At 69.9% G+C, this 25,430-nt stretch carries 22 protein-coding genes; 14 read left to right on the forward strand and 8 right to left on the reverse strand.

Annotated elements, in window-relative coordinates:
- The first annotated feature begins 119 nt into the window (after nt 1–119).
- The 3 genes from pdhA to ACZ7M3_RS24605 are packed head-to-tail and all read left to right on the forward strand — an operon-like array spanning nt 120 to nt 3,824.
- Entirely contained in the window at nt 120–1,370 is a 1,251-nt protein-coding gene (pdhA, locus tag ACZ7M3_RS24595; protein WP_355309905.1) for a pyruvate dehydrogenase (acetyl-transferring) E1 component subunit alpha, read from the forward strand.
- A 2-nt stretch (nt 1,371–1,372) separates the two neighbouring features.
- On the forward strand, nt 1,373–2,353 hold the full coding sequence (locus ACZ7M3_RS24600; protein ID WP_095853619.1) for an alpha-ketoacid dehydrogenase subunit beta: 981 nt from the start codon (nt 1,373–1,375) through the stop codon (nt 2,351–2,353).
- A 10-nt stretch (nt 2,354–2,363) separates the two neighbouring features.
- Nucleotides 2,364–3,824 carry a dihydrolipoamide acetyltransferase family protein gene (locus ACZ7M3_RS24605; protein WP_472065691.1) on the forward strand — a complete coding sequence of 487 codons (1,461 nt, stop codon included), beginning with the start codon at nt 2,364–2,366 and terminating at the stop codon, nt 3,822–3,824.
- Nucleotides 3,825–3,926: 102 nt separating this feature from the next.
- On the opposite strand, the gene ACZ7M3_RS24610 is transcribed toward ACZ7M3_RS24605, so the two are convergent.
- Nucleotides 3,927–4,823: a D-alanyl-D-alanine carboxypeptidase family protein gene (locus tag ACZ7M3_RS24610; protein WP_382116323.1), complete on the reverse strand. Its 897-nt coding sequence runs from the start codon at nt 4,821–4,823 to the stop codon at nt 3,927–3,929.
- 221 nt (nt 4,824–5,044) lie between these two features.
- Between ACZ7M3_RS24610 and ACZ7M3_RS24615 the strand changes: the two genes are divergently transcribed.
- Nucleotides 5,045–5,719, forward strand: a complete 675-nt coding sequence (locus tag ACZ7M3_RS24615; protein ID WP_472065692.1) for a GntR family transcriptional regulator — start codon at nt 5,045–5,047, stop codon at nt 5,717–5,719.
- A complete protein-coding gene (locus ACZ7M3_RS24620) occupies nt 5,716–7,020 on the forward strand; it encodes an MFS transporter (RefSeq protein WP_472065693.1) in 1,305 nt (434 codons plus the stop codon). Before ACZ7M3_RS24615 ends, ACZ7M3_RS24620 begins: the two co-directional genes overlap by 4 nt.
- Nucleotides 7,021–7,104: 84 nt before the next feature.
- On the opposite strand, the gene ACZ7M3_RS24625 is transcribed toward ACZ7M3_RS24620, so the two are convergent.
- Nucleotides 7,105–7,929, reverse strand: coding sequence for a maleylpyruvate isomerase family mycothiol-dependent enzyme (locus ACZ7M3_RS24625; protein WP_472065694.1), 825 nt, complete (start codon nt 7,927–7,929; stop codon nt 7,105–7,107).
- Nucleotides 7,930–8,083: 154 nt separating this feature from the next.
- Here ACZ7M3_RS24625 and ACZ7M3_RS24630 point away from each other — a divergent pair, with 154 nt between their 5' ends.
- Nucleotides 8,084–8,878, forward strand: a complete 795-nt coding sequence (locus tag ACZ7M3_RS24630) for a carbon-nitrogen family hydrolase (RefSeq protein ID WP_472065695.1) — start codon at nt 8,084–8,086, stop codon at nt 8,876–8,878.
- A gap of 1 nt (nt 8,879) precedes the next feature.
- Here the strand turns inward: ACZ7M3_RS24630 and ACZ7M3_RS24635 are convergent, their stop codons facing one another.
- Nucleotides 8,880–9,374 (reverse strand): LURP-one-related/scramblase family protein, encoded by a 495-nt coding sequence (locus ACZ7M3_RS24635; protein WP_472065696.1) that lies wholly within the window; start codon nt 9,372–9,374, stop codon nt 8,880–8,882.
- A gap of 74 nt (nt 9,375–9,448) precedes the next feature.
- Between ACZ7M3_RS24635 and ACZ7M3_RS24640 the strand changes: the two genes are divergently transcribed.
- Nucleotides 9,449–9,766: a hypothetical protein gene (locus ACZ7M3_RS24640; RefSeq protein ID WP_472065697.1), complete on the forward strand. Its 318-nt coding sequence runs from the start codon at nt 9,449–9,451 to the stop codon at nt 9,764–9,766.
- Nucleotides 9,767–9,828: 62 nt separating this feature from the next.
- On the opposite strand, the gene ACZ7M3_RS24645 is transcribed toward ACZ7M3_RS24640, so the two are convergent.
- A complete protein-coding gene (locus ACZ7M3_RS24645; RefSeq protein ID WP_472065698.1) occupies nt 9,829–10,905 on the reverse strand; it encodes a GlxA family transcriptional regulator in 1,077 nt (358 codons plus the stop codon).
- A gap of 52 nt (nt 10,906–10,957) precedes the next feature.
- Here ACZ7M3_RS24645 and ACZ7M3_RS24650 point away from each other — a divergent pair, with 52 nt between their 5' ends.
- Nucleotides 10,958–11,389: a cupin domain-containing protein gene (locus ACZ7M3_RS24650; RefSeq protein WP_355620023.1), complete on the forward strand. Its 432-nt coding sequence runs from the start codon at nt 10,958–10,960 to the stop codon at nt 11,387–11,389.
- A gap of 30 nt (nt 11,390–11,419) precedes the next feature.
- The gene (locus ACZ7M3_RS24655; RefSeq protein WP_472065699.1) at nt 11,420–13,288 is read left to right on the forward strand and encodes a thioredoxin-like domain-containing protein; all 1,869 of its coding nucleotides are present in this window, start codon (nt 11,420–11,422) and stop codon (nt 13,286–13,288) included.
- Nucleotides 13,289–13,311: 23 nt separating this feature from the next.
- Here ACZ7M3_RS24655 and ACZ7M3_RS24660 read toward each other — a convergent pair whose 3' ends face one another.
- The 3 genes from ACZ7M3_RS24660 to ACZ7M3_RS24670 form a co-directional block, all read right to left on the reverse strand.
- On the reverse strand, nt 13,312–13,545 hold the full coding sequence (locus ACZ7M3_RS24660) for a hypothetical protein (protein WP_095853611.1): 234 nt from the start codon (nt 13,543–13,545) through the stop codon (nt 13,312–13,314).
- A gap of 98 nt (nt 13,546–13,643) precedes the next feature.
- Complete coding sequence (locus ACZ7M3_RS24665; RefSeq protein WP_472065700.1) at nt 13,644–14,993, reverse strand: M18 family aminopeptidase; 1,350 nt, start codon at nt 14,991–14,993, stop codon at nt 13,644–13,646.
- 304 nt (nt 14,994–15,297) lie between these two features.
- Nucleotides 15,298–17,124 carry an acyl-CoA dehydrogenase gene (locus ACZ7M3_RS24670; protein ID WP_472065701.1) on the reverse strand — a complete coding sequence of 609 codons (1,827 nt, stop codon included), beginning with the start codon at nt 17,122–17,124 and terminating at the stop codon, nt 15,298–15,300.
- A 143-nt stretch (nt 17,125–17,267) separates the two neighbouring features.
- On the opposite strand from ACZ7M3_RS24670, the gene ACZ7M3_RS24675 reads away from it, so the two are divergent.
- The 3 genes from ACZ7M3_RS24675 (at nt 17,268) to ACZ7M3_RS24685 (ending at nt 20,112) form a co-directional block, all read left to right on the forward strand.
- Nucleotides 17,268–17,732 carry an SseB family protein gene (locus tag ACZ7M3_RS24675; protein WP_054234175.1) on the forward strand — a complete coding sequence of 155 codons (465 nt, stop codon included), beginning with the start codon at nt 17,268–17,270 and terminating at the stop codon, nt 17,730–17,732.
- Nucleotides 17,733–17,883: 151 nt separating this feature from the next.
- A complete protein-coding gene (locus ACZ7M3_RS24680) occupies nt 17,884–18,855 on the forward strand; it encodes a pirin family protein (protein WP_351294532.1) in 972 nt (323 codons plus the stop codon).
- Nucleotides 18,856–19,002: 147 nt separating this feature from the next.
- Nucleotides 19,003–20,112, forward strand: a complete 1,110-nt coding sequence (locus tag ACZ7M3_RS24685; protein ID WP_472065702.1) for an AI-2E family transporter — start codon at nt 19,003–19,005, stop codon at nt 20,110–20,112.
- Here the strand turns inward: ACZ7M3_RS24685 and ACZ7M3_RS24690 are convergent.
- Nucleotides 20,019–22,232: a SpoIIE family protein phosphatase gene (locus ACZ7M3_RS24690; RefSeq protein ID WP_472065703.1), complete on the reverse strand. Its 2,214-nt coding sequence runs from the start codon at nt 22,230–22,232 to the stop codon at nt 20,019–20,021. The genes ACZ7M3_RS24685 and ACZ7M3_RS24690 overlap by 94 nt on opposite strands.
- 173 nt (nt 22,233–22,405) lie before the next feature.
- Here ACZ7M3_RS24690 and aspS point away from each other — a divergent pair, with 173 nt between their 5' ends.
- Nucleotides 22,406–24,169 carry an aspartate--tRNA ligase gene (gene aspS, locus ACZ7M3_RS24695; protein ID WP_054234171.1) on the forward strand — a complete coding sequence of 588 codons (1,764 nt, stop codon included), beginning with the start codon at nt 22,406–22,408 and terminating at the stop codon, nt 24,167–24,169.
- A gap of 128 nt (nt 24,170–24,297) precedes the next feature.
- Nucleotides 24,298–25,224, forward strand: coding sequence for an intradiol ring-cleavage dioxygenase (locus ACZ7M3_RS24700; RefSeq protein ID WP_472065704.1), 927 nt, complete (start codon nt 24,298–24,300; stop codon nt 25,222–25,224).
- Nucleotides 25,225–25,430: the final 206 nt, after the last annotated feature.

A 25,430-nucleotide genomic window follows, 5' to 3' on the forward strand; every position in this document is an offset into this window, starting at 1 on the left:
GGGCACCTGTCACGCCTGTTCCCGGCCGAGTGCACCCACCCCGTGCACGGGTACTTGGAACAGGCGAGCCGCACTGGCCACCCGGCAACCCCGGGGGCCGGACCGACGGAGGAGCACACGTGACCGTGGAGAGCACTGCCGCGCGCAAGCCGCGACGCAGCGCCGGTACGACCGCTGCGAAAAGCGGCGCCGGTACGACCGGTACGAAGAGCGCCGCGAGCAAGCGCACCAGCGCGGCCGGCAAGAAGTCACCGGGCGTACCCGGCGCACCTGGCGCATCGGGCCCCGGTCCCGAGCTCGTCCAGCTGCTGACGCCGGAGGGCGAGCGGGTCAAGGACGCCACGTACGACCCGTACGTCGCCGACATCACGCCCGAAGACCTGCGCGGTCTGTACCGGGACATGGTGCTGACCCGTCGCTTCGACGCCGAGGCCACCTCCCTGCAGCGCCAGGGCGAGCTGGGTTTGTGGGCCTCGCTGCTCGGCCAGGAGGCCGCCCAGATCGGCTCCGGGCGGGCCACCCGCGAGGACGACTACGTCTTCCCGACCTACCGTGAGCACGGCGTCGCCTGGTGCCGCGGGGTCGACCCGACCAACCTGCTCGGCATGTTCCGGGGTGTGAACAACGGCGGCTGGGACCCGAACAGCAACAACTTCCACCTGTACACGATCGTCATCGGCTCGCAGACGCTGCACGCCACCGGCTACGCCATGGGCGTCGCCAAGGACGGCGCGGACTCGGCCGTGATCGCGTACTTCGGGGACGGCGCCTCCAGCCAGGGCGACGTCGCTGAATCGTTCACCTTCTCCGCGGTCTACAACGCCCCGGTCGTGTTCTTCTGCCAGAACAACCAGTGGGCGATCTCCGAGCCGACCGAGAAGCAGACCCGCGTCCCGCTCTACCAGCGCGCGCAGGGCTACGGCTTCCCGGGCGTCCGGGTCGACGGCAACGACGTCCTCGCCTGCCTGGCGGTCACCAAGTGGGCGCTGGAGCGTGCCCGCCGCGGCGAGGGCCCCACCCTCGTGGAGGCGTACACCTACCGCATGGGCGCGCACACCACCTCCGACGACCCGACCAAGTACCGGGCCGACGAGGAGCGCGAGTCGTGGGAGGCGAAGGACCCGATCCTGCGCCTGCGCACGTACCTGGAGGCTTCAAACCACGCGGACGAGGGATTCTTCGCGGAACTTGAGGCCGAGAGCGAGGCGTTGGGCAAACGAGTACGCGAAGTCGTCCGCGCCATGCCGGACCCGGACCACTTCGCCATCTTCGAGAACGTGTACGCCGACGGGCACGCGCTCGTCGACGAGGAGAGGGCCCAGTTCGCCGCCTACCAGGCGTCGTTCGCGGATGAAGGGGAGGGCAAGTAGCGATGGCTGCGGAAAAGATGGCGTTGGCCAAGGCGATCAACGAGTCGCTGCGTACGGCCCTCGACGCCGACCCCAAGGTCCTGATCATGGGTGAGGACGTCGGCAAGCTCGGCGGTGTCTTCCGGGTCACCGACGGGCTCCAGAAGGACTTCGGCGAGGACCGGGTCATCGACACCCCGCTCGCGGAGTCGGGCATCGTCGGCACGGCGATCGGTCTCGCGCTGCGCGGCTACCGGCCGGTGGTGGAGATCCAGTTCGACGGTTTCGTCTTCCCGGCGTACGACCAGATCGTCACGCAGCTCGCGAAGATGCACGCGCGGGCGCTGGGCAAGATCAAGCTTCCCGTCGTGATCCGGATTCCGTACGGCGGTGGCATCGGCGCGGTCGAGCACCACTCCGAGTCCCCCGAGGCGCTGTTCGCGCACGTGGCGGGCCTGAAGGTGGTCTCCCCGTCGAACGCGTCGGACGCCTACTGGATGATGCAGCAGGCCATCCAGAGCGACGACCCGGTGATCTTCTTCGAGCCGAAGCGGCGCTACTGGGACAAGGGCGAGGTCACCACCGACGCGATTCCCGGACCGCTGCACAAGGCGGTCGTGGCGCGCGAGGGCAGCGATCTGACGCTCGCCGCCTACGGCCCGATGGTGAAGGTCTGCCTGGAGGCGGCCGCGGCCGCTCAGGAGGAGGGCAAGTCGATCGAGGTCCTGGACCTGCGCTCGATGTCCCCGATCGACTTCGACTCCGTCCAGGCCTCGGTGGAGAAGACCCGCCGCCTGGTCGTGGTGCACGAGGCCCCGGTCTTCCTCGGTACGGGCGCGGAGATCGCCGCCCGCATCACGGAGCGGTGCTTCTACCACCTGGAGGCACCCGTCCTGCGGGTGGGCGGCTATCACGCCCCCTATCCGCCGGCGCGCCTGGAGGAGGAGTACCTTCCGGGCCTGGACCGGGTGCTCGACGCCGTCGACCGCTCACTGGCGTACTGAGGAGAGGGTCGTGACGACGATGACTGAGAACGCGTCGGGGCTCCGCGAGTTCAAGATGCCCGACGTGGGCGAGGGGCTCACCGAGGCGGAGATCCTCAAGTGGTACGTCCAGCCCGGTGACACGGTCACCGACGGCCAGGTCGTCTGCGAGGTCGAGACCGCCAAGGCCGCCGTGGAACTGCCCATCCCGTACGACGGCGTGGTGCGCGAACTCCACTTCCCCGAGGGGACGACGGTGGACGTGGGCCAGGTGATCATCGCGGTCGACGTGGCCGGCGGATCGGCACCCACCGGGCAGGCTCCCCTCGCCGAGGAAGCGCCTGTGGCCGAGGCGCCCGCCGCCCCCACCCCCCAGGCACCGGTCGCCGAGGAACCCAAGCCCGAGGGCCGCACACCGGTCCTCGTCGGGTACGGGGTGGCCGAGGCCTCCACGAAGCGCCGCCCCCGCAAGGGCACCGAGGTCCCGGCCCAGCAGCCCGAGACGTTCCTGGCGGCGACCGCGATCCAGGGCGAGCTCAACGGCCACGCGTCCGTGGTGGTCGGGCAGCGCCCCCTCGCCAAGCCCCCGGTCCGCAAGCTGGCCAAGGACCTCGGCGTCGATCTGGCCACGATCACGCCTTCGGGCCCGGACGGCATCATCACGCGCGAGGACGTGCACGCGGCGGTCGCACCGGCTCCGGCCCCCGAGCAGCCGTCGGTGACGGCGGTGACGGCGCCGCCGGTTCCCGCCCAGGCCCAGGCTCCCGCTCCGGTCGTGACGTACGACACGGCGCGTGAGACGCGTATCCCGATCAAGGGGGTCCGCAAGGCCACGGCCGCCGCGATGATCGGCTCGGCGTTCACCGCGCCGCACGTCACGGAGTTCGTGACGGTCGACGTGACGCGCACGATGAAGCTCGTCGAGGAGCTCAAGCAGGACAAGGAGATGCAGGGCCTGCGGGTCAACCCGCTCCTGCTCATCGCCAAGGCCCTGCTGGTCGCCATCAAGCGCAACCCGGACGTCAACGCGTCCTGGGACGAGGCGGCCCAGGAGATCGTGCTCAAGCACTACGTGAACCTGGGCATCGCCGCCGCCACCCCGCGTGGTCTGATCGTCCCGAACATCAAGGACGCCCACACCAAGACGCTCCCCCAACTCGCCGGGTCCCTGGGCGAGCTGGTGGCCACGGCCCGCGAGGGCAAGACCTCACCCGCCGCGATGCAGGGCGGCACGGTCACGATCACGAACGTCGGCGTCTTCGGCGTCGACACCGGCACGCCGATCCTCAACCCCGGCGAGTCGGCGATCCTCGCGATCGGCGCGATCAAGCTCCAGCCCTGGGTCCACAAGGGCAAGGTCAAGCCCCGCCAGGTGACGACGCTCGCGCTGAGCTTCGACCACCGCCTGGTCGACGGCGAACTGGGCTCCAAGGTCCTGGCCGACGTGGCGGCGATCCTGGAACAGCCGAAGCGCCTGATCACCTGGGCGTGAGCGCCGGCGCGCAGTCGGCGCGCGGCACGACGAAGGGGGCCCGTCGCGTTCGGCGACGGGCCCCCTTCGGCTGTGGTGTGCGGGAACCACTCCGTCCGGGAACTACCTGGCGAAGCCGTAGTTCAGGAGCTTGGTGGCGTCCGTGGCGCGCTGGGTGATCGAGGTCGACGCGAGGACCGTGCCGATGATCGTCTTGCCGTTGCGGGTGGCGGCGAAGACGAGGCAGTACTTGGCCTCGGGGCCGGAGCCGGTCTTCACGCCGATGGTGCCGCTGTAGCTGCTGAGCAGCGTGTTCGTGTTGGTCCACGCCGCCATGGTGCGGGTGCTGCCGGTCTTCGTGACGGTCTTCGCCGTGTACGACTTGGTCTTCACGACCGTCTTGAACGTGGTGCTCTTCATCGCGCTGCTGGCGAGCTTCGTCAGGTCGCGCGGCGTCGAGTAGTTGTTGCCGTTGCCGATGCCGTCGAACGAGTCGAACTTCGTGTTCGTCATGCCGAGGCTCCGCGCGGTGGTGTTCATCTTGCCGATGAACGACTTCACACGGGCGGCACGGGTGGAGCCCGAGCCGAACTTGTCGGCGAGCGCGTAGGCGGCGTCACAGCCGGACGGCAGCATCAGACCGTAGAGGAGCTGACGGACGGTGACCTTGTCGCCGACGATCAGGTGGGCGGAGGACGCGGTGTTCGCGACGATGTAGTCGCTGTACGCCTTCTGGATCGTGACCTTGGCGTCGAGGTTGAGGTTCGGCTGCGAGAGCACGACCTTCGCGGTCATGATCTTGGTGGTGGAACCGGTGGAACGCTTGGTGTCCGCAGCCTTGGTGTACAAGGTCTTGGCCGTGCCGTTGTTCATCACGTAGCCGCCGGCGGCGGCGATGGTGGGCGTCGTGACGGCCCCTGCGGGGGCGGCCCCGAAGGCTCCGGCCGCCAGTACGGCGCCGGTGGTAACGGTGACAGCGGCGGCTCGACGGAAACGCGTGCCCTTAATGCCGGTAATCAAAATGAACGCTCCGAATGCGCGAAATGCCCCTGGGAGAACGGCACATGGCAGTGCCGTCTTACGTACGGACTAGCGAGGGGCCCAAAGGGATGCACGGAAGAGGGGGTGGAATTGTGTGACGTGGGTTACGCCAAGGGGCGGGCGTTGACCGCGTGAAGGCTACCGGTCCGCATCCTGGACGACGCACGACCATGTGTACGTGTTGTATCTATGATGTGCGCATGCCTGCCGCGCCGTCCGTGACCGCTCCTCCCGCCACCAAGCAACCCCCCGCCGCCGACCGCGTCTACGCCCACGTCAAGCGGGGCGTCCTGGAACGTCGTTACGAGGGTGGGACGCTGCTCACCGAGGGCGAGCTCGCCGAGGCCGTGGGGGTCTCGCGGACGCCGGTGCGCGAGGCGTTGCTCCGGCTCGAGGTCGAGGGCCTGATCAAGCTCTACCCGAAGAAGGGCGCGCTCGTCCTGCCCGTCTCCGCGCAGGAGATCGCGGACGTGGTCGAGACACGGCAGCTCGTGGAGGAACACTCGGTCCGCAAGGCCGTACCCGCGTCGCCGCATCTCATCGCGCGCCTGGAGGAACTTCTCGCGCAGCAGAAGGAGCAGGCAGCCGCGGGAGACCTGGCCGGCGCCGCCGTCACCGACCGCTGCTTCCACGCCGAGATCGTCCGCAGTGGCGGCAACGAGATCCTCTCCCGGCTCTACGACCAGTTGCGCGACCGGCAGTTGCGGATGGGCGTCGCCGTCATGCACGCGCACCCCGACCGGATCACCAAGACGCTCACCGAGCACGAGGCGATCCTCGAAGCACTGCGGTCCGGCGACGCGCAGGCGGCGGTCGATATCGTCCACAGTCACGTCAACTGGTTCTCGAACCTGGCGCGGGGAGAGGTCCGATGAGCTCCCACTCGGCCGTCTCGCTCCCCGGAGACCCGCCCGGCGGTCGCCGCGCGATCGGCGTCTGGGGCATCGGCGTCTCCGTCTATTTCGTCGCCGTCATCTTCCGTACCTCGCTGGGAGTGGCCGGGCTCGACGCCGCGGACCGCTTCCATGTGAACGCCTCCGCCCTCTCCACCTTCTCGATCCTGCAACTCCTCGTCTACGCGGGCATGCAGATACCCGTGGGACTGCTGGTCGACGGACTCGGCACCAAGAAGGTGCTGACCATCGGCGTACTGCTCTTCACCGCGGGCCAGTTGGGCTTCGCGTTCTCCTCCACGTACGGGATGGCCCTGGCCTCGCGCGCGCTGCTGGGCTGCGGGGACGCGATGACGTTCATCAGCGTGCTGCGGCTGGGCACGCGGTGGTTCCCGGCGCGGCGGGGGCCGTTGGTCGCGCAGCTCGCCGGTCTGGTGGGCATGGCGGGCAACCTGGTCTCCACCCTCGTCATCGCGCGATTGCTGCACGGGGTGGGGTGGACGACGGCGTTCGCGGGCAGCGCGTTCGCCGGAGTCGTCGTCCTCGTACTCCTTCTTCTCTTCCTGAAGGACCACCCCGAGGGGCACGAGCCGGAGCCGTTCCCGCACCAGGGGGCCGCGTATGTGCGGCGGCAGATCGCGGCGTCGTGGCGGGAGCCCGGTACGCGACTGGGGATGTGGGTGCACTTCACGACACAGTTCCCGGCGATGGTCTTCCTGCTCCTGTGGGGCATGCCCTTCCTGGTCCAGGCGCAGGGGCTGTCGCGGGCGACGGCCGGTGAACTGCTCACCCTCGTGGTGCTGTCCAACATGTTCGTGGGTCTTGTCTACGGGCAGATCGTCGCCCGGCATCACGCGGCGCGGCTTCCGCTGGCGCTCGGGACGGTGACGGCGACGGCCGTGGTCTGGGCGAGTGCGCTGGCGTATCCCGGTGACCGGGATCCCATGTGGCTGCTGGTCGTGCTGTGCGCGGTGCTCGGGGCGTGTGGGCCGGCTTCCATGATCGGGTTCGACTTCGCGCGGCCCGCGAATCCGCCGGAGCGGCAGGGCACCGCGTCCGGGATCACCAACATGGGTGGTTTCGTCGCCTCCATGACGACGTTGTTCGCGATCGGCGTGCTGCTGGACGCGACCGGGGACAACTATCGCGTCGCCTTCTCCGCCGTGTTCGTCCTTCAGTCGCTGGGGCTGAGTCAGATCTTCCGGTTGCGGAAGCAGGCGGCGCGCAGGGAGCGTGAGCGGCTGGTGGCCAGCCGCGTGGAGACGGTACACGTCCCCGCGTAGCGCCCTTCAGGAGCGCGGGGAACTGCCTGACCAGCCCCCGCCCACCCGCAGGCTCCCCTTCACCCGCAGTCGAAGAACCCCGCGCTACGGGGTGACCGCGAAGTTCCTCAGGATGGCCGTGGTCAGTTCCGGGTCGCCCTCCGTCTTGATGCGGTCGGAGACGGCGTCGGCCGTGACGCGGCCGCAGGCGAGACGGAAGTACGTCTCCCAGTCGAGGCTGAGGGTGGCGGCCGGGCCGAGCGAGGGGGCACCGTCTATCGAGCCGCGTCCGTCCGCATCGACCCGCACCGTCCGCAGGAACTCCAGCGGCCCGTGGATGTCGAAGACGACCGCCGAGTTCGCGGGCGCCCCCGCGTCCTTGGCGACGACCTTCGGCAGGGCCCCGAGGAGCTTGTCGCGGACGATGTGTGCGCCGGGAGAGTCGAGGTTGGCGGGCACGCCGAGGGCCACCCGCAGGTCCTGCTCGTGCACCCATACGTCGAACGCACGCCTGCGCATCGCCTGTTCGAGGGTGATCTCGGTCCCGAGCGGCCCGCGCACCTTGGCGTCCGGCTGCCGCGACTCGTTCCGCAGCTGACGGTTGCGGCGGATGATCGTGTACTCCAGTTCGGAGGTCATCTCCGGCGCCGTGTGGTGGCGGCGCACGTCGACCTGCATCTCCATGTACCGCTGGTGTTCGTTCGTCACGTGGTACAGGTCGCGGGGGAGCGTGTGGATGGGCCGCGGATCGCCCAGCATCTCGCAGTCGAGCCCGATGACATGCGAGACGAGATCCCGCACCGACCAGCCGGGGCAGGGCGTGCGCCGGTTCCACTCGCCTTCCACCAGCGGCGACACCAACTCGGATATCGCATCGACGGAGTGGGTCCAGGCGTCGGCGTAGGACTGAAGGCTGGGATGCAGACTCACGGAACGGGACCCCTCGGGCGGTTGGACGCGGGCAGTGCTCAGGTGGCGGGTGTCTTGGGACGCTAAGTTACGCTGCTGTGAGGCACCCCGGCAGTGCTTTCGTGTGACGATCGTAGGCCTGTATGGACGGCTCGAATGCCAGGACGGTGGTAGTGTGCGCGCCTCTCTCCTCCAGATCGACGTAAACGACGGCGAAACGGTCGATTCGCGTCGGCGGCGTGTGGCAACTCTGGTACGAGAACAAGCCGGAGTCGATCTGATCGTGCTGCCGGAGCTGTGGACCACCGGCGCGTTCGCCTACGAGGCGTTCGGTACGGAGGCGGAGTCCCTCGAAGGGCCGACGTTCGAGGCCATGGCGAAGGCGGCGAGCGACGCGGGCACCTGGCTGCACGCCGGGTCGATCCCCGAGCGGGACGCCGACGGCACGCTCTACAACACCTCCCTCGTCTTCACCCCCTCCGGCGACCTGGCCGCCGCCTACCGCAAGATCCACCGCTTCGGCTTCGACAAGGGCGAGGCCGTACTGATGGGTGCGGGCGGCGAACTGGTGACGGTCCGTCTGCCGGAGACCACCGTCGGCATCGCCACCTGCTACGACCTCCGCTTCCCCGAGCTCTTCCGCGGGCTCGTCGACGCCGGCGCCGAGACCCTCGTCCTCTCGGCCGGCTGGCCCGAGCGGCGCCGCTCCCACTGGACGCTGCTCGCGCAGGCCCGCGCGGTCGAGAACCAGGCGTTCGTTCTTGCCTGTGGAACGGCCGGCACGCACGCGGGCGTTCCCCAGGCCGGTCACTCGATCGTGGTCGATCCGTGGGGGGAGGTCCTGGCGGAGGCCGGGGCCGGGGAGCAGGTGCTCACGGTGGACTTCGACCCCGGCAAGGTCGCGACCACGCGGGAGCAGTTCCCGGCGCTGAAGGACCGGATGCTGGGCCTGACGGCACCGCGCCGCTGAGTCAATCCTCGCCCCGCTCCTTCTCCGCCAGGTGGATCACGCACACCGCCACCGCGATCAGCAGCGCGGGGTCCGCGTCCTCGCGGACGACGTCGACGCCGTACGTCTCCCGTACGTGCAGCCAACGGCGCGAGATCACCGCCAGCAGCTCACCCTCGTACTCGACGGCGAACTCGCGGTCGAGGATCTTGCCGCTGACGTCGAGTTCCGTACCGTCCACCAGGGACACCCGGTAGTGGTTGCGGAGCAGGGACAGCCGCTTGCGTCTGATCGTCGCCAGCGGTTCCCCGTCCCGCCCGATCGCCATCGTGTCCCGCAGGGCGAACATCTTCTGGTGGATGTCGATGAGGACACGCCCGCGGGTGTCCTTCAGCTCGAAGGTGTCCCGCAGTCGCATCGCCTTGCCGTCGACGAGGAACACCTTGTTGCCCTGGTCGTCCTCGATCCAGTAGTCGTCACCGAAGCCGAGGAGCCGGTCGCGTACGAGGAATCTCATACCGGTACCGGTTCCCGGCAACCGCAAGATCATCACGCGTTCACCCTCTCCGATGGCGGGGGCCGGGGCGAGCGATGACGGAAAGACAGGCGATCGAGGAAACGTCCGCAACCGGACCGCGTGCCCTCGTCGGCGTGGACGTCCTGCTCGCGGTCGCGTCCGGGTGCTCCTCTACGGAGGGCCGCGCCGGCGTGGGCACTGTCTCCAGTGTCGGCGTGCTGTTCGTCCACAAGGGCTACGGCGAGCTCGGGGGCGCCTCCTTCGAGCTGTGCGCGCGGGGCACGTGCGCGAAGGGTGAGCTGCGGCAGGAGGGCATCTCGGACGTGAGTCTCCCGGCTGTGGCGGTGGCGACTACGGCCGAGGGCTCGCCTTCACCCAGGAGGGGGGCCTGACGACGAAGATCCCGAAGGCGGTGTCGGAGGCCTGGGGCAAGCAGGTCGGATCCCGGGCCCCTTCACAGCCCGATCCCTCTCCGTCCTCCTGAAGCCGGAAGACCCGCGCCTCCTGAGGCCGGAGGCCCCGCGCCCGGCTCCTTCCTCACGAAGGGGCCGGGTGTCACCGCTTCTCCAGGGGCCGGCCCGAACCGTCTCCGGTACGCCGACGGGCTCAGTCCGGTCTCCCGCCGTAGCCGTGCCCGTAGATTGGCCGCCGTACCCAGGCCGCTCCGCTCGGCCACGACGTCCAGCCGTTCCTCTCCCCGCTCGATCAACCGGCAGGCGACGGCGACGCGTTCCCCGGTGAGCCAGGCCAGTGGCGTGGTGCCCAGTTGGGTTCGGAAACGGCGGTGGAGCGTGGCGGGGGAGACGGCCGCGCGGGCTGCGAGGTCCGCCACCGTCATCGGCTCGCCCAGCCGTTCCTGCACCCACGCGAGCAGCGGACCCAGCGACTCGTCCGGCACGTCGGGCACCGGCCGCTCCACGAACTGCCGTTGACCTCCGTCCCGGTGCGCCGCGAACACGAGCCTTCGGCTGACCGCGTTGGCGATCTCGGCGCCGTGGTCCCGCCGTACGACGTGCAGGCCCAGGTCGAGCGCGGAGGCGCTGCCGGACGCCGTGAGGATGTCGCCGTCGTCCACGAAGAGGACGTCCGGCTCCAGGCGCACCGCCGGGAACCGTTCCCGGAAGGAGTCCGCCCACATCCAGTGGCAGGCCGCCCGCCGCCCGTCGAGCAGCCCGGCCTCCGCGATCGTGAACGCGCCCGAGCAGAAGCCGAGCAGCCGTGCGCCGCGCGCGTGTGCCCGGCGTACGACGTCCAGCACTCGGGGTGAGCGCGGGGCCTCGGTGTCCGGCCGGTTCGGCACGATCAGCGTGTCCGCCTCCTCGGCCGCCTCCAGCCCGGCGACTCCGGTAAGTGTGAAGAAGCCGTCCCGCATCCGCGTCAGCGGACCGGCGGCACAGAGCCGGAAGTCGTACAGCTCCCGCCCCAGTTCGGGCCGGGGCAGCCCGAAGACCTCGATGGCGCAGCTCATCTCGAACGGGTTCGAGTTCTCGTCGACGACCAGCACGACACGATGAGAGGATTCTTGCGCCATATGCGATTTCTAGCACTCGTGCCCTTGCCGCACCACCGCCGAGGATGCCCACATGGCTTCTTCGAGCAGCACCCACGCGACCTCTTCGAACAGCGGCAGTGAGCCCATCGCCCTCTCCACCGCCCTCGCCTCCTTCTCCGACCTCTGGAGCCCCCGTATCGTCGCCGCCGTCAACGACTACGACGTGCGCATCGCCAAGGTCGAGGGCGAGCACGTGTGGCACGTGCACGACCACACGGACGAGTTCTTCCTGGTCCTGGAGGGCGAGTTGACCATCGCGCTCCGGGAGACGGCGGGCGAGCGGACCGTCGTCCTCCCCAAGGGCTCCGTCTTCACCGTCCCCCGCGGCACCGAACACAGGCCGGCCGCCCCGACCGGCGCCGCGATCCTGCTCTTCGAGCCCACCGGAACCGTCACCGTCGGCGACCGCCACGACGAGATCCCGGACCACGTGGACGCCACCACGGGGCATGCCCTGACCTGACTGTCGGTGGCGGGTGGCACCCTTGTTTCCATGAACGACTCCGCCCCGACCGCAGCCTCGGCACCCACCCCCCGTCGCGTCCGTGTCCGCGCCCCCGAGCTGATCGGCAAGGGCGGCTGGTTGAACACGGGGGAGCAGCAGTACACCCTCGCCGACCTGCGAGGACGCATCGTCATCCTCGATTTTTGGACCTTCTGCTGCATCAACTGTCTGCATGTCCTGGATGAGCTGCGGGAGCTGGAGGAGAAGCACCGGGACACGGTGGTGATCATCGGGGTGCACTCGCCGAAGTTCGTGCACGAGGCCGAGCACCAGGCGGTCGTGGACGCGGTGGAGCGGTACGGGGTCGAGCACCCGGTGCTCGACGATCCCGAGCTCGCGACCTGGAAGCAGTACGCCGTGCGTGCCTGGCCGACGCTCGTCGTGATCGACCCCGAGGGATACGTGGTCGCGCAGCACGCCGGTGAGGGGCACGCGCACGCGATCGCCCGCCTGGTGGAGGAGCTGGAGGCCGAGCACGCGGCCAAGGGGACGCTGCGCCGTGGCGACGGGCCGTACGTGGCACCCGAGCCCGAGCCCACGGCGCTCCGCTTCCCCGGCAAGGCCCTCGCCCTGCCGAGCGGGAACCTCCTGGTCAGCGACACGACCCGGCACCAGCTCGTCGAGCTGGAGGGCGACGGGGAGAGCGTCGTACGGCGGATCGGCTCCGGGGTGCGGGGGTTCGTGGACGGGTCGGCCGAGGAGGCCGGGTTCAGCGAGCCGCAGGGGCTGGCGCTGCTCGACGACGGTTCGGTCGTCGTCGCGGACACCGTGAACCACGCGCTGCGCCGCCTGGACCTCGTGACCGGCGAGGTCAGCACCCTCGCGGGGACGGGACGCCAGTGGTGGCGGGGCTCGCCGACGTCCGGCCCGGCGCGCGAGATGGACCTGTCCTCGCCGTGGGACGTGGCGCTGTTCGGTGGGAAGGTCTGGATCGCCATGGCCGGGGTGCACCAGTTGTGGGCGTACGACCCGGAGGGCGCCACCGTCGGGGTCGCCGCCGGTACGACGAACGAGGGGCTCGTGGACGGGCCGGGGGCCGAGGCCTGGTTCGCGCAGCCGTCCGGGCTCGCCGCCACCGCCGACCGGCTCTGGGTCGCCGACTCCGAGACGAGCGCCCTGCGCTGGGTGGACGTCGACGGGAGCGTGCACACCGCCGTCGGCACCGGTCTTTTCGACTTCGGGCACCGAGACGGAGCCGCCGAACAGGCCCTGTTCCAGCACTTGTTGGGTGTCACGGCCCTCCCCGACGGCTCGGTCGCGGTCAGCGACACGTACAACCACGCACTGCGCCGCTACGACCCCGCGACGGGCGAGGTGACCACGCTGGCGACCGACTTGAGGGAGCCCAGCGACGCGGTTCTCGTCGGGGACGACATCGTGGTCGTGGAGTCGGCGCGACACCGGCTGACCCGGCTGCGGCTCCCGGAGGAGGCCGTGCGGGTGGAGTCGGTGGCCCACCGCACCCAGCGCGCGGCGACCGAAGTCGCGCCGGGAGGGCTCCGGTTGGACGTGATCTTCCAGGCGCCGGCCGGCCAGAAGCTCGACATGCGCTACGGCCCGTCCACCAGGCTTTTGGTCTCCTCGACCCCGCCCGAGCTGCTGCTCACGGGCGAGGGCGCGGGAACCGATCTCTTCCGCGCCCTGGAGCTGAACCCGGCCGTCACGGAGGGCGTCCTGCACGTCTCCGCGATGGCGGCGTCCTGCGACGACGACCCGGCTGGGGGCACCTCCCGGTCGAAGACTGGGGGAGAGCACCCGGCCTGCCATGTCCACCAGCAGGACTGGGGCGTGCCGGTCCGCCTCACCGAGGGTGGCACGGACCGGCTGCCGCTGGTGCTGGCGGGCACGGCCGACTGACCGTCCCCACTTTCGTGCGGCGGCTACACGCCGTAGCCGCCCCGGTGGTGCCGCTCCTCCTCGATCACCGGGGTGCTGGGCGGCATGACCACCCGGCGCCTCCTGGCGATGCTGCTGAACGTCACCACGCCGATCAGCCCGACGATCATGAAGATGAGGCCGACCAGGTCGAGGTTGACCCCCTTCATGTGCCAGTCGGTCGCGAATGTGAGGACCGCCCCCGCTGCGATCAGGATGATGCATCCGCCCAGGCTCATGGGTGTCGCCTCCTTGTAACCAACTCGGCTTCTCTCAGGCCCGGACCGGGTACCCGGCGGCGCGCCGGGCATGCGGAACCAACCCTCCAGGAAGGCCACTACCAACCCTCCAGGAACGCCACCAGCGCGTTGGCCAGCAGGAACGGGTCGTCAGCGCCGCAGAGTTCGCGGACGCTGTGCATCGAGAGGATGGCCACGCCGATGTCGACGGTCCTGATGCCGTGGCGGGCCGCGGTGATCGGGCCGATGGTGGTGCCGCAGGGCATCGAGTTGTTGGAGACGAAGGACTGGAAGGGCACGCCGGCCTTCGCGCAGGCGGCGGCGAAGACCGCACGGCCCGAACCGTCCGTGGCGTAGCGGTTGTTGACGTTCACCTTGAGGATGGGGCCGCCGCCCGCCCGCGGGTGGTGCGTCGGGTCGTGCCGCTCCGCGTAGTTGGGGTGGACCGCGTGGCCGGTGTCGGAGGAGAGACAGATGGTGCCCGCGAAGGCGCGCGCCCGGTCCTCGTACGAGCCGCCCCGCGCGAACACCGAGCGTTCCAGCACGCCGCCGAGCAGCGGACCGTCGGCGCCGGTGTCGCTCTGCGAGCCGCTCTCCTCGTGGTCGAAGGCCGCGAGGACGGGGATGTACGAAAGCCCCGAGCCGGAACCCGAACCCGAACCCGAACCGGAATCTGAACCGGAGGGGGAGCCCTCGCCCGTCGCCGCCGCGATCAGCGCCGCCGTACCGGCGTGCACGGACAGCAGGTTGTCCATGCGCGGTCCGGCCACCAGCTCCTTGTCGCGGCCCAGGTACGCGGGCCGCTCGACGGAGTGGGTCATCAGGTCCCAGCCGGTGACCTCACCCGCCGGCAGCCCCGACTCCTCCTCCAGGAAGGCGATCAGATCGCCCTCGCCGGGGTCGCCCAGACCCCAGACGGGCTGCAGATGACGCTGCTTGTCGAGCTTGAGGCCGTCGGTGGTGACGGAACGGTCGAGGTGCACGGCGAGCTGGGGCACGCGCAGCAGGGGCCGGTCGATGTTCACCAGGCGCGAGGAGCCGTCCTTCAGCGTCAGCCGTCCCGCCAGCCCCAGGTCCCGGTCCAGCCAGGAGTTCATCAGCGGGCCGCCGTAGATCTCCACGGCGACCTGGCGCCAGCCGTGCGCCCCGCTGTCCGGCTGCGGCTTCACCCGCAGATTGGGGGAGTCGGTGTGCGCGCCCACGATCCGGAACGGGGTGTGCGGCTCGGCACCCTCGGGCACGTACCAGGCGACGATCGCGCCGCCGCGCAGCACGTACTTGCCGCCGCTCGTCCCCTCCCAGGCATCGGTCTCGGCGACCTGACGGAATCCGGCCTTCTCCAGCCGCTCGGCGGCGTTCGCCACGGCGTGGTACGGCGTCGGGCTCGCCGCCAGAAAGGTCATGAGGTCGTCGGTGTGGCCGCGGTCGAAGCGGGCGCTTGTGCTCATGGGTTCACCTTAACGACGCCCGAGGGCCCGCTCTCGGCGATGGGGACGGCCCCTCGTAAGGGGGATGTGAAGGACGGACATCTGACTGGAGGGGCAGGTTCCGGTTCGCTCCCCGCGCCCCGCGGGCTTCGAATCCGTGCGGGGCCGTGCGGGAAATCCGAGCGGGGCCATGTGGGACATCCACGCGAGGAGCGGGCTGCCGCCAGCCCCCTGTGGCCGCATACGGCGGCGGCCCGCCCCCGGAGATTCGCTCCGGGAACGGGCCGCCGACGACGATGCCCTCAGACCACGAGGATCACGAGGATCAGAACGCCGCCTCGTCCAGCTCCATCAGGTCCAGGTCCACGCCCTCGGCGAGCTTGCGGGCGCCGGTGACGCCGGGCAGGACGTTGGCGGCGAAGAACTTCGCCGCGGCGATCTTGCCGGTGTAGAAGGGCCTGTCCTTCGCCGAGGCCGTCTCCAGCTTCTCGGCGGCCACGGCGGCACCGCGCAGCAGCAGGTATCCGACGACCACGTCGCCGGAGGCCAGCAGCAGGCGGGTGGTGTTGAGGCCGACCTTGTAGATGTTCTTGACGTCCTGCTCGGTGGCCGCCAGGTCCGTGAGCATGAGGCCGACGATGGCCTCCAGCTCGACGGCCGCCTTGGCGAGCTGCTCGCGGGCCGCGGACAGGTCCTCGCCGCCCGTGCCGAGCGCCAGGAACTTCTTGATGTCCTCGGCGAGGGAGTTCAGCGCCGCGCCCTGGTTGCGGACGATCTTCCGGAAGAAGAAGTCCTGGCCCTGGATCGCGGTGGTGCCCTCGTACAGGGTGTCGATCTTGGCGTCGCGGATGTACTGCTCGATCGGGTACTCCTGCAGGAAGCCGGAGCCGCCGAAGGTCTGCAGCGACTGGGCGAGCTGCTCGTAGCCCTTCTCGGAGCCGTAGCCCTTCACGATCGGCAGGAGCAGGTCGTTGAGGGCCTCCAGGGCGGCGGCGTCCTCGCCGGCGGCCTCCTTGACCTGGATCTCGTCCTGGATCGCGGCGGTGTGCAGCACCAGGGCGCGCATGCCCTCGGCGTACGCCTTCTGCGTCATCAGCGAGCGGCGCACGTCGGGGTGGTGCGTGATGGTGACCTTGGGCGCGGTCTTGTCCATGAAGTTCGCGAGGTCCGGGCCCTGGACGCGCTCCTTGGCGTACTCCAGCGCGTTCAGGTAGCCGGTCGAGAGCGTGGAGATCGCCTTCGTGCCGACCATCATGCGGGCGAACTCGATGATCCGGAACATCTGGCGGATGCCGTCGTGCTTGTCGCCGATCAGCCAGCCCTTGGCGGGGTGGCGGTCGCCGAAGGTCATCTCGCAGGTGTTGGACGCCTTGAGGCCCATCTTGTGCTCGACGTTCGTCGCGTACGCGCCGTTGCGCTCGCCCAGCTCGCCGGTCTCGAAGTCGAACTCGTACTTCGGGACGAGGAAGAGGGACAGGCCCTTGGTGCCGGGGCCGGCGCCCTCGGGACGGGCGAGCACGTAGTGGAGGATGTTCTCCGACATGTCGTGCTCACCGGACGTGATGAAGCGCTTCACGCCCTCGATGTGCCAGGAGCCGTCCTCCTGCTGGACCGCCTTGGTGCGGCCCGCGCCCACGTCCGAGCCGGCGTCCGGCTCGGTGAGCACCATGGTGGAACCCCACTGCTTGTCGACGGCGATCTTCGCGATGTGCTTCTGGACCTCGGTGCCCTCCTCGAAGAGGATGCCCGCGAAGGCGGGGCCGGAGGAGTACATCCAGACCGCCGGGTTGGCGCCGAGCACCAGCTCCGCGTACGCCCAGATCAGGGAGCGGGGCGAGGTGGTGCCGCCGAGCTCCTCGGGCAGGCCCAGGCGCCAGTACTCGGAGTCCATGAAGGCCTTGTACGACTTCTTGAAGGAAGCCGGTACGGGAGCCGTGTTGGTCTCCGGGTCGAAGACCGGCGGGTTGCGGTCGGCGTCCGCGAAGGACTCCGCCAGCTCGTTCTCCGAGAGACGGGCCAGCTCGTCGAGGACGCTCTTGGCGGTGTCGACGTCCATCTCCGCGAACGGTCCGGTGCCGTACAGCTTGTCGCGCCCGAGCACCTCGAAGAGGTTGAACTCGATGTCGCGGAGATTCGACTTGTAGTGCCCCATGGCGACGGCTCCGTAAGGGATCGGGGAGGTGGAGGTACTCGCAGCCTCGTTACACGTACTGGCAAGTAGCTACGATGATGCTACCCGTCGGTAATAAGAATCAACCCCTGATGGCCCATATGTGGCCGACTACTCTTTGACCCATGTACGGCTACGACCAGAATGCGGGCGCCCAGCAGCAGTACGCCCCGCCGCAGCAGCAGATGCCCGGCGGTTACGGCCAGCAGCCGCCGCTCTACCCCGAGCCGTCCCCGCCCTCGCTGGCGGACGCGGTGCGGGCGTTCACCACGGGATCGATGTCCGCGGAGGACTTTCAGCAGGTCTTCGCGACGTCGAAGGTCTACTGCCCACGCGGCGACAACCCCGGATTCCTGGCGCTGCACAACACCCAGCAGCCGGTCATCCCGATGTTCACCTCGCTCAAGGAGCTGCGCCGGTACGCCGGCAAGGAGTCCAAGTACTTCGTGATCACCGGCGCCGAGGTGATCGATCTGCTCCCCACCGGCTACGGCTTCGTCCTCGACATGGAGGGGGAGCACCGTATGGTCTTCGACGCGAAGGCCGTGGAGCAGATGGTGGACTTCGCCATGCGCCGTATGTACGGGTAGCGAACCACCACGGGTGGCGAACCACTACGAGTGGTGCCCACCCCCCTACGACAGTCCGGACGCCCGGAGGGAATGCCCTCCGGGCGTCCGTCGTTGTGGGTGGCAGAAAGTTCAACAATCAACTAAACTCGAAGCACAAGGAGGTACCGACATGCCTGCAGTGACCGTCGAGAACCCGCTGACCCTTCCCCGTGTGGTCGCGCCGTCCGACGCCGTGGACCGTCCCGTGCTCACCGTGACGACCGCGCCCAGCGGCTTCGAGGGTGAGGGCTTCCCGGTTCGCCGTGCGTTCGCCGGGATCAACTACCGCCACCTCGACCCGTTCATCATGATGGACCAGATGGGCGAGGTGGAGTACGCGCCGGGCGAGCCCAAGGGCACCCCCTGGCACCCCCACCGTGGCTTCGAGACCGTGACCTACATCATCGACGGCATCTTCGACCACCAGGACTCCAACGGTGGTGGTGGCACCATCACCAACGGTGACACCCAGTGGATGACCGCGGGCGCCGGCCTCCTGCACATCGAGGCCCCGCCGGAGTCGCTCGTCATGTCCGGCGGCCTCTTCCACGGTCTCCAGTTGTGGGTGAACCTCCCGGCCAAGGACAAGATGATGGCCCCCCGGTACCAGGACATCCGCGGCGGCTCGGTCCAGTTGCTGAGCACCCCCGACGGCGGCGCGCTGCTGCGCGTCATCGCCGGTGAGCTCGACGGCCACCAGGGTCCCGGCATCACGCACACGCCGATCACCATGGTCCACGCGACCCTGGCGCCCGGGGCCGAGATGACCCTCCCGTGGCGCGAGGACTTCAACGGTCTCGCGTACGTCCTCGCCGGACGCGGCAGCGTCGGTACGGGCCGTCGACCGGTCCACACCGGCCAGACCGCCGTCTTCGGCGCGGGCGGCTCGCTGACCGTCCGCGCGGACGAGAAGCAGGACGCGAACACGCCGGACCTCGAGGTCGTCCTGCTCGGCGGACAGCCGATCCGCGAGCCCATGGCCCACTACGGCCCCTTCGTGATGAACACCCGCGAGGAGCTGCAGCAGGCCTTCGAGGACTTCCAGAAGGGCCGCCTGGGCACCGTTCCGGCGGTGCACGGAATGTCCGAGGGCGGGATCTGACCCCCTTCCGCTCGACCGCGAAAGGCCCCGTCCGCACCTCGGACGGGGCCTTTCGCGCGGCGGGCAGGGTTTTTCGCGTTGACGCCGTGTCACCCGGCCGGGCCGTCCCGGCGGGACGGCCCGGCCCTCGCGTGGTCGGGTGGAAGCGTGCAGCTACTCCCCGAGGGCGCCCGGCGGCTGGCCGCCTGGTGCGCCGTGATCCTGCTCGTCGCCGGTGTGGCGTGGGTCGGGATCCGGCTGTGCGGGGAGTTCCGCACGGCGGTCGTGCCCGTGCTGCTCGCGCTCCTCGGCACCGCGCTGCTCGGGCCGATGCACCGGCGGCTGGTGGACGTCGGGGTCAACCGGTCGCTGGCCGCGGGGCTCACCTGTGTCGCGGTGGTCGTGGTCGTCGGCGGCGCCGTCTACATCGTGGTCGCCGCGCTCATCGACAGCGGGGACCAGATCATCGCCTCGCTCAGGCTGGCCGCGCGGTCCGTCACCCAGCACTTCGGTGCGGCGGGCACCTCGCTCGACGACCTCGCCGCCCATGCCAAGGACCTGCTGACCAAGTTCGGCGGGACGGCCGCGTCCAACGTCATCAGTGGCGTGAGCGTGGTGGGCGAGTCCATCGCCATGGCCGTACTGGCCCTGTTGCTCGTCTTCTTCTTCCTCCGCGACTCCCACCGCGTCGTCGGGCTGCTGCGCTCGCTGGCGCCGCACGGCACCGCGGACACGGTGGAGGCCATGGCCCGCCGCGCCTTCGACGGCGTCCAGGGCTTCATGCGCGGGACCACGGTGATCGCCCTGATCGACGCCCTGTGCATCACGATCGGCCTGCTGATCCTGCGCGTCCCGGGCGCGGTCGGGCTCGGTGCGCTGGTCTTCGTGGGGGCGTACATCCCCTACCTCGGCGCGTTCCTCTCCGGCGCGGTGGCCGTGCTGGTCGCGCTCGCCGACCGGGGGTTCGTGATCGCGCTGTGGGCACTCGGGGTCGTGCTCGCCGTGCAGGTCCTCGAAGGGCATGTGCTGCAGCCGGTGATCCAGAGCCGGACCGTGCAGATGCATCCGGCGGTGGTGATGCTGGCGATCACGGCGGGCGCGTCCGTCGCGGGCATCCTGGGCATGCTGCTCGCCGTACCGCTGACGGCCGCCGGGTTCGGGGTCCTCGCGGAGCTACGGACCCACTACGAGTCGGCCGCCCCGTCTCCACCGAACGCCTCGTCTGCACCGGCCTCCCCGTCCCCACCGGACGCCTCGTCCCCACCGGACGCCTCGTAGAACTCGAACCAGATGCTCTTGCCCTCGCCCCGTGGGTCGACGCCCCAGGCGTCGGCGAGGAATTCCACGAGCATCAGCCCGCGCCCGGAGGACGCCAGTTCGCCCGGGTGGCGGCGGTGCGGCAGGTCGTCGCTGGCGTCGGTGACCTCGACCCGCATCCGGCGGTCGTCCGCACCGCCGGCCACCTCGGCGACGAGCAGCGCGTCGGCGTCGGTGTGGACGAGGACGTTGGTCAGCATCTCGGAGACGAGGAGGACCGCCGAGTCGCGCTGGTCGTCGGAGGCCCAGTCGTGCAGCATCTCGCGCAGCTGCTGGCGGGCCCCCGAGATCCGCTCGGGCTCGGCCTGCGCCACGGTCAGCGCGGTGCGTCGCACCGAGAGTGAGAGCGGGGCCTCGACCGTGTCGCCGTCCTCCTTGCCCTGCCGGCTCAGCAGCAGCACGGCTATGTCGTCCTCGCGCCGGTCGGCCAGCGGCCCGGGGGTGTGGTGCGAGGAGGGCCCGTGCACGCCCTGGACCAGCGCGTCGGCGAGCTCCTCCAGGTCGCCGTCGTGGGACTCCAGGATGTGGCGGATACGGCGCCATCCGGTGTCGAGGTCGTGGCCGCCGGTCTCGATCAGCCCATCGGTGCACAGCAGCATGGTCTCGCCGGGTTCCAGGGCGAGCCGGGTCGTGGGGTAGTCGGCGTCCGGGTCGATGCCGAGCGGCAGTCCGCCCGCCGTGGGCCGTATCAGCACCGTCCCGTCCGCCATGCGTATCGCGGGGTCCGGGTGGCCCGCACGGGCGAAGTCCAGGATGCCGGTCGCCGGGTCCACCTCGACGTACAGACAGGTCGCGAAGCGCGGGTCCGAGGTGTTGCCGCCGCTCTCGCCGGTGGAGCCGTACGTCACCGAGTCCGTGATCCCGCACAGGAACCGCGAGGCCCGGGAGAGGACCGCGTCGGGCCGGTGGCCCTCGGAGGCGTACGCGCGCAGGGCGATACGGAGCTGGCCCATCAGCCCGGCGGCGCGCACGTCGTGGCCCTGGACGTCCCCGATGACCAGGGCGAAGCGGCCGCTCGGCAGCGGGATCACGTCGTACCAGTCGCCGCCGACCTGGAGGCCGCCGCCGGTGGGGACATAGCGCGCAGCGACCCCCATGCCCGGCATCTGCGGGCCGAGGGTGGGCATCATCGAGCGCTGCAGGCCGTCGGTGAGCTCCCGCTCCGTCTCGGCGGCCACGGCCCGGGAGAGGGCCTGTGCGAGCATCCGGGCCACGGTCGTCAGTACGGAACGCTCGTCGGGCGTGAAGCTGACGGGGTAGGTGAAGGCCGCCATCCACGCGCCCATCGTGCGCCCGGCGACGGTCAGCGGCAGAAAGGCCCAGGACTCCCGCTTGAAGTGTTCGGCGAGCGGCCAGGAGACCGGGTAGCGCTCCTTGTAGTCGTTCGGGGAGGAGAGATAGACGGCGCGGCCCGTGCGGACGACCTCCGCGGCCGGGTAGTCGGTGGCCAGGGACATATGGGTGAAGGGGCCCTCGTCTCCCGGCTTCTGCCCGTGGTGGCCGACGACGGTGAGCCGATCTCCGTCCACGCCGAAGACGGCCAGCCCGTCCGGTGTGAACCCCGGCATCGACAGCCCCGCCGCGACCCGCAGTACCTCCGCCGTGGACCGCGCCTCGGCCAGCGCCCGCCCCGCGTCCAGCAGGAACGCCTCGCGCGAGCGTCGCCAGTCGCCGGTGAGCGGGGTGCGCGCCGCGGTGGCCCCCGAGGTCTCGGTGACCTCCTGGAGGGTGCCGAACAGCATGAACTCCCCGGTCTCGGGGTCGACGGTCGGCTTGGAGCGGCTGCGCACGGTACGGATCACCCGCCCGTGCTCGTCCATGATCCGCAGCCGGACCTCGGCGAGCGTGTCCTCGGCGACGGCGAGCTGTACGACGCTGACGACCTCGTTCCAGTCGGCCGGGTGGAACCGGGAGCGCATGGCCACCTCGGTGACCGTCGTCCTTTCCGCGGGCAACCCGAGGAGCCGGGCGGCCTCGGCGTCGATGGTGACCTGCCCGTGTGCGTTGTCCCAGCGCCACACGCCGGTCGCAAGGGCGGCCAGTACGTCCCCCACGGCGGGCAGGGGCTCACCAGTGCGCATTGACCCACTCTATGAAGAGGTGATCGGAAGGTGCCACCGAGAGTATTCGGGGTGGTGATCTTTGGGCGGCCGGTACCCTTGGGGGATCCGGGCGTCGGCCCGGAAGTTTCACGTGAAACAGACCCAAGCTCATGTGAAACAGACCCCGATCCGCGAAGACTGGATGAACGACGATGCATCGGTACAGGTCCCACACCTGCGGCGAGCTCCGCGCCTCTGACGTCGGCAGCGACGTCCGGCTGAGCGGCTGGCTGCACAATCGCCGAGACCTGGGCGGCATCCTCTTCATCGATCTGCGCGATCACTACGGCATCACGCAGCTCGTCGCCCGCCCCGGCACGCCCGCCTACGAGGCCCTCGACAAGGTCTCCAAGGAGTCGACGGTCCGCGTCGACGGCAAGGTCGTCTCGCGTGGCGCGGAGAACGTCAACCCGGACCTGCCCACCGGTGAGATCGAGGTCGAGGTGAGCGAGGTCGAGCTGCTCGGCGCCGCCGCCCCGCTGCCGTTCACGATCAACGCCGAGGACGGCGTCAACGAGGAGCGGCGCCTGGAGTACCGCTTCCTCGACCTGCGCCGCGAGCGCATGCACCGCAACATCCTGCTGCGTACGGCCGTGATCTCCGCGATCCGTCACAAGATGACGGCGCTGGGCTTCAACGAGATGGCGACCCCGATCCTCAGCGCCACCTCCCCCGAGGGCGCGCGCGACTTCGTGGTCCCCTCCCGTCTGAACCCGGGCAAGTTCTACGCCCTGCCGCAGGCGCCGCAGCAGTTCAAGCAGCTGCTGATGATCTCCGGCTTCGACCGCTACTTCCAGATCGCGCCCTGCTTCCGCGACGAGGACGCGCGCGCGGACCGCTCGCCGGGCGAGTTCTACCAGCTCGACGTGGAGATGTCCTTCGTCGAGCAGGAGGACGTCTTCCAGCCCATCGAGAAGCTGATGACGGAGCTGTTCGAGGAGTTCGGCGGTGGCCGTCATGTCACCTCCCCCTTCCCGCGCATCCCGTTCCGCGAGGCGATGCTGAAGTACGGCTCCGACAAGCCGGACCTGCGCGCCCAGCTGGAGCTGGTCGACATCACCGACATCTTCGAGGGCTCGGAGTTCAAGGCCTTCGCCGGCAAGCACGTACGCGCCCTGCCGGTGCCGGACGTCGCCGGTCAGACCCGGAAGTTCTTCGACGGCCTCGGCGACTACGCGGTCGAGCAGGGCGCGAAGGGCCTGGCCTGGGTCCGGGTGGGTGAGGACGGCTCACTGACGGGCCCGATCGCCAAGTTCCTCACCGAGGACAACGTCGCCGAGCTGACCAAGCGCCTCTCCCTGGCCCCCGGCCACGCGGTGTTCTTCGGCGCGGGCGAGTTCGACGAGGTCTCGAAGATCATGGGCGCGGTGCGGGTCGAGGCCGCGAAGCGCTCGGGCAACTTCGAGGAAAACGTCTTCCGGTTCTGCTGGATCGTCGACTTCCCGATGTACGAGAAAGACGAGGACACCGGGAAGATCGACTTCTCGCACAACCCGTTCTCGATGCCGCAGGGCGGCCTGGAGGCCCTGGAGTCCCAGGACCCGCTGGACATCCTGGGCTGGCAGTACGACATCGTCTGCAACGGCGTCGAGCTGTCCTCCGGCGCGATCCGCAACCACGAGCCCGAGATCATGCTCAAGGCCTTCGAGATCGCGGGCTACGACCGTGACACCGTCGAGGAGCAGTTCGCCGGCATGCTGCGCGCCTTCCGCTTCGGCGCCCCGCCGCACGGCGGGATCGCCCCGGGCGTCGACCGCATCGTCATGCTCCTCGCGGACGAGCCGAACATCCGCGAGACGATCGCGTTCCCGCTCAACGGCAACGCGCAGGACCTGATGATGGGCGCGCCGACGGAGCTGGACGAGACGCGGCTGCGCGAGCTGCACCTGTCGGTGCGGAAGCCGCAGCCGAAGTAGGCAGTGCGGCCTCAGCCAGGCCGAAGGGCTCGAAACCGACGCCGGTTTCGAGCCCTTTCCCTTGCGCACCACGTTTCACAGCGCATTCCAATATTCTCCCAGGCTTCCCACCTCTACCGTCCCGGGTCATGACGGATTCTCAAGTACCCGAAAACAGAGGGAAATTGGCTCGCCGTACGGTCCTGATGGCGAGTGGCGCGGCGGTGACCGCGGTGGGGGTCGGTGGCGCGCTGTCGGTGAACGCCTCGGCGGAGGAGGCCGCTCCGAAGACGCCCGCTTCGGCGGAAACGTGCTACACGCTCACTTCGGAGCTCGTCGAGGGCCCGTACTACATAGACGCCGACAAGATCCGCCGGGACATCACCGAGGACCAGGAGGGCATTCCGCTCACCCTCGAACTCAAGGTGATCGACGCGGACACCTGCAAGCCGCTCAGGAACGCGGCCGTGGACATCTGGCACTGCAGCGCGACGGGCGTCTACTCGGGCTACGAGTCGAGCGGCAACGGCGGTGGCGGCCCGGCCCCGACGGGCCCGCCGCCCTCCGGCACCCCGACCGGCGAGCCTCCGACCGGCGGCCCGGGCGGTGGTGGCGGGGGCCATCAGGAGCCGACCGACGACGACCGCTTCCTGCGCGGCACCTGGCACACGGACCGGCACGGCCATGTCACCTTCAAGACGATCTTCCCGGGCTGGTACCAGGGCCGCGCCGTCCACATCCACACGAAGGTGCACGTGGACGGCACCTGGACCGACGCGGGCTACGAGGGCGGGCACACCTGCCACACGGGCCAGTTCTTCTTCGACGAGAAGTCGGTGCTGGCGTCGGCGGAGGTCGCCCCGTACTCCACCAACACCAGCACGCGCACCACGCTCACCGAGGACACGATCTACCCCCAGAACGGCCACACGGGCGGCCTCCTGTACCTGAAGTACGACAAGAGGAACATCGCGAAGGGAGTTCGCGCCCATTTGACGATGGGCGTGGCCCCGGACGAGACGCACGACAGCTCGGACACGCAGCCGAGCCCGTCGGCGTCGCCCTCGGCGAGCTGACCCACCGGCTCGCTCGACCCGGGCCCGGAACTCCACTGGTTCCGGGCCCTTTGGGCCGTACGGGCGCCGGGACTGGGCGTATGGCGAGGTTCACCGTGGACGCACAGGCGGTTCGGCGGGGGTGCACAGTGGCGGAGCGTGTGATGGGGGGAGGCGGGCGAGGCCACCTCGCGCCGTACCGGGACATCGCAAGCGCCGGAGGAAGC

The organism is Streptomyces sp. NPDC111656 (assembly GCF_055656965.1).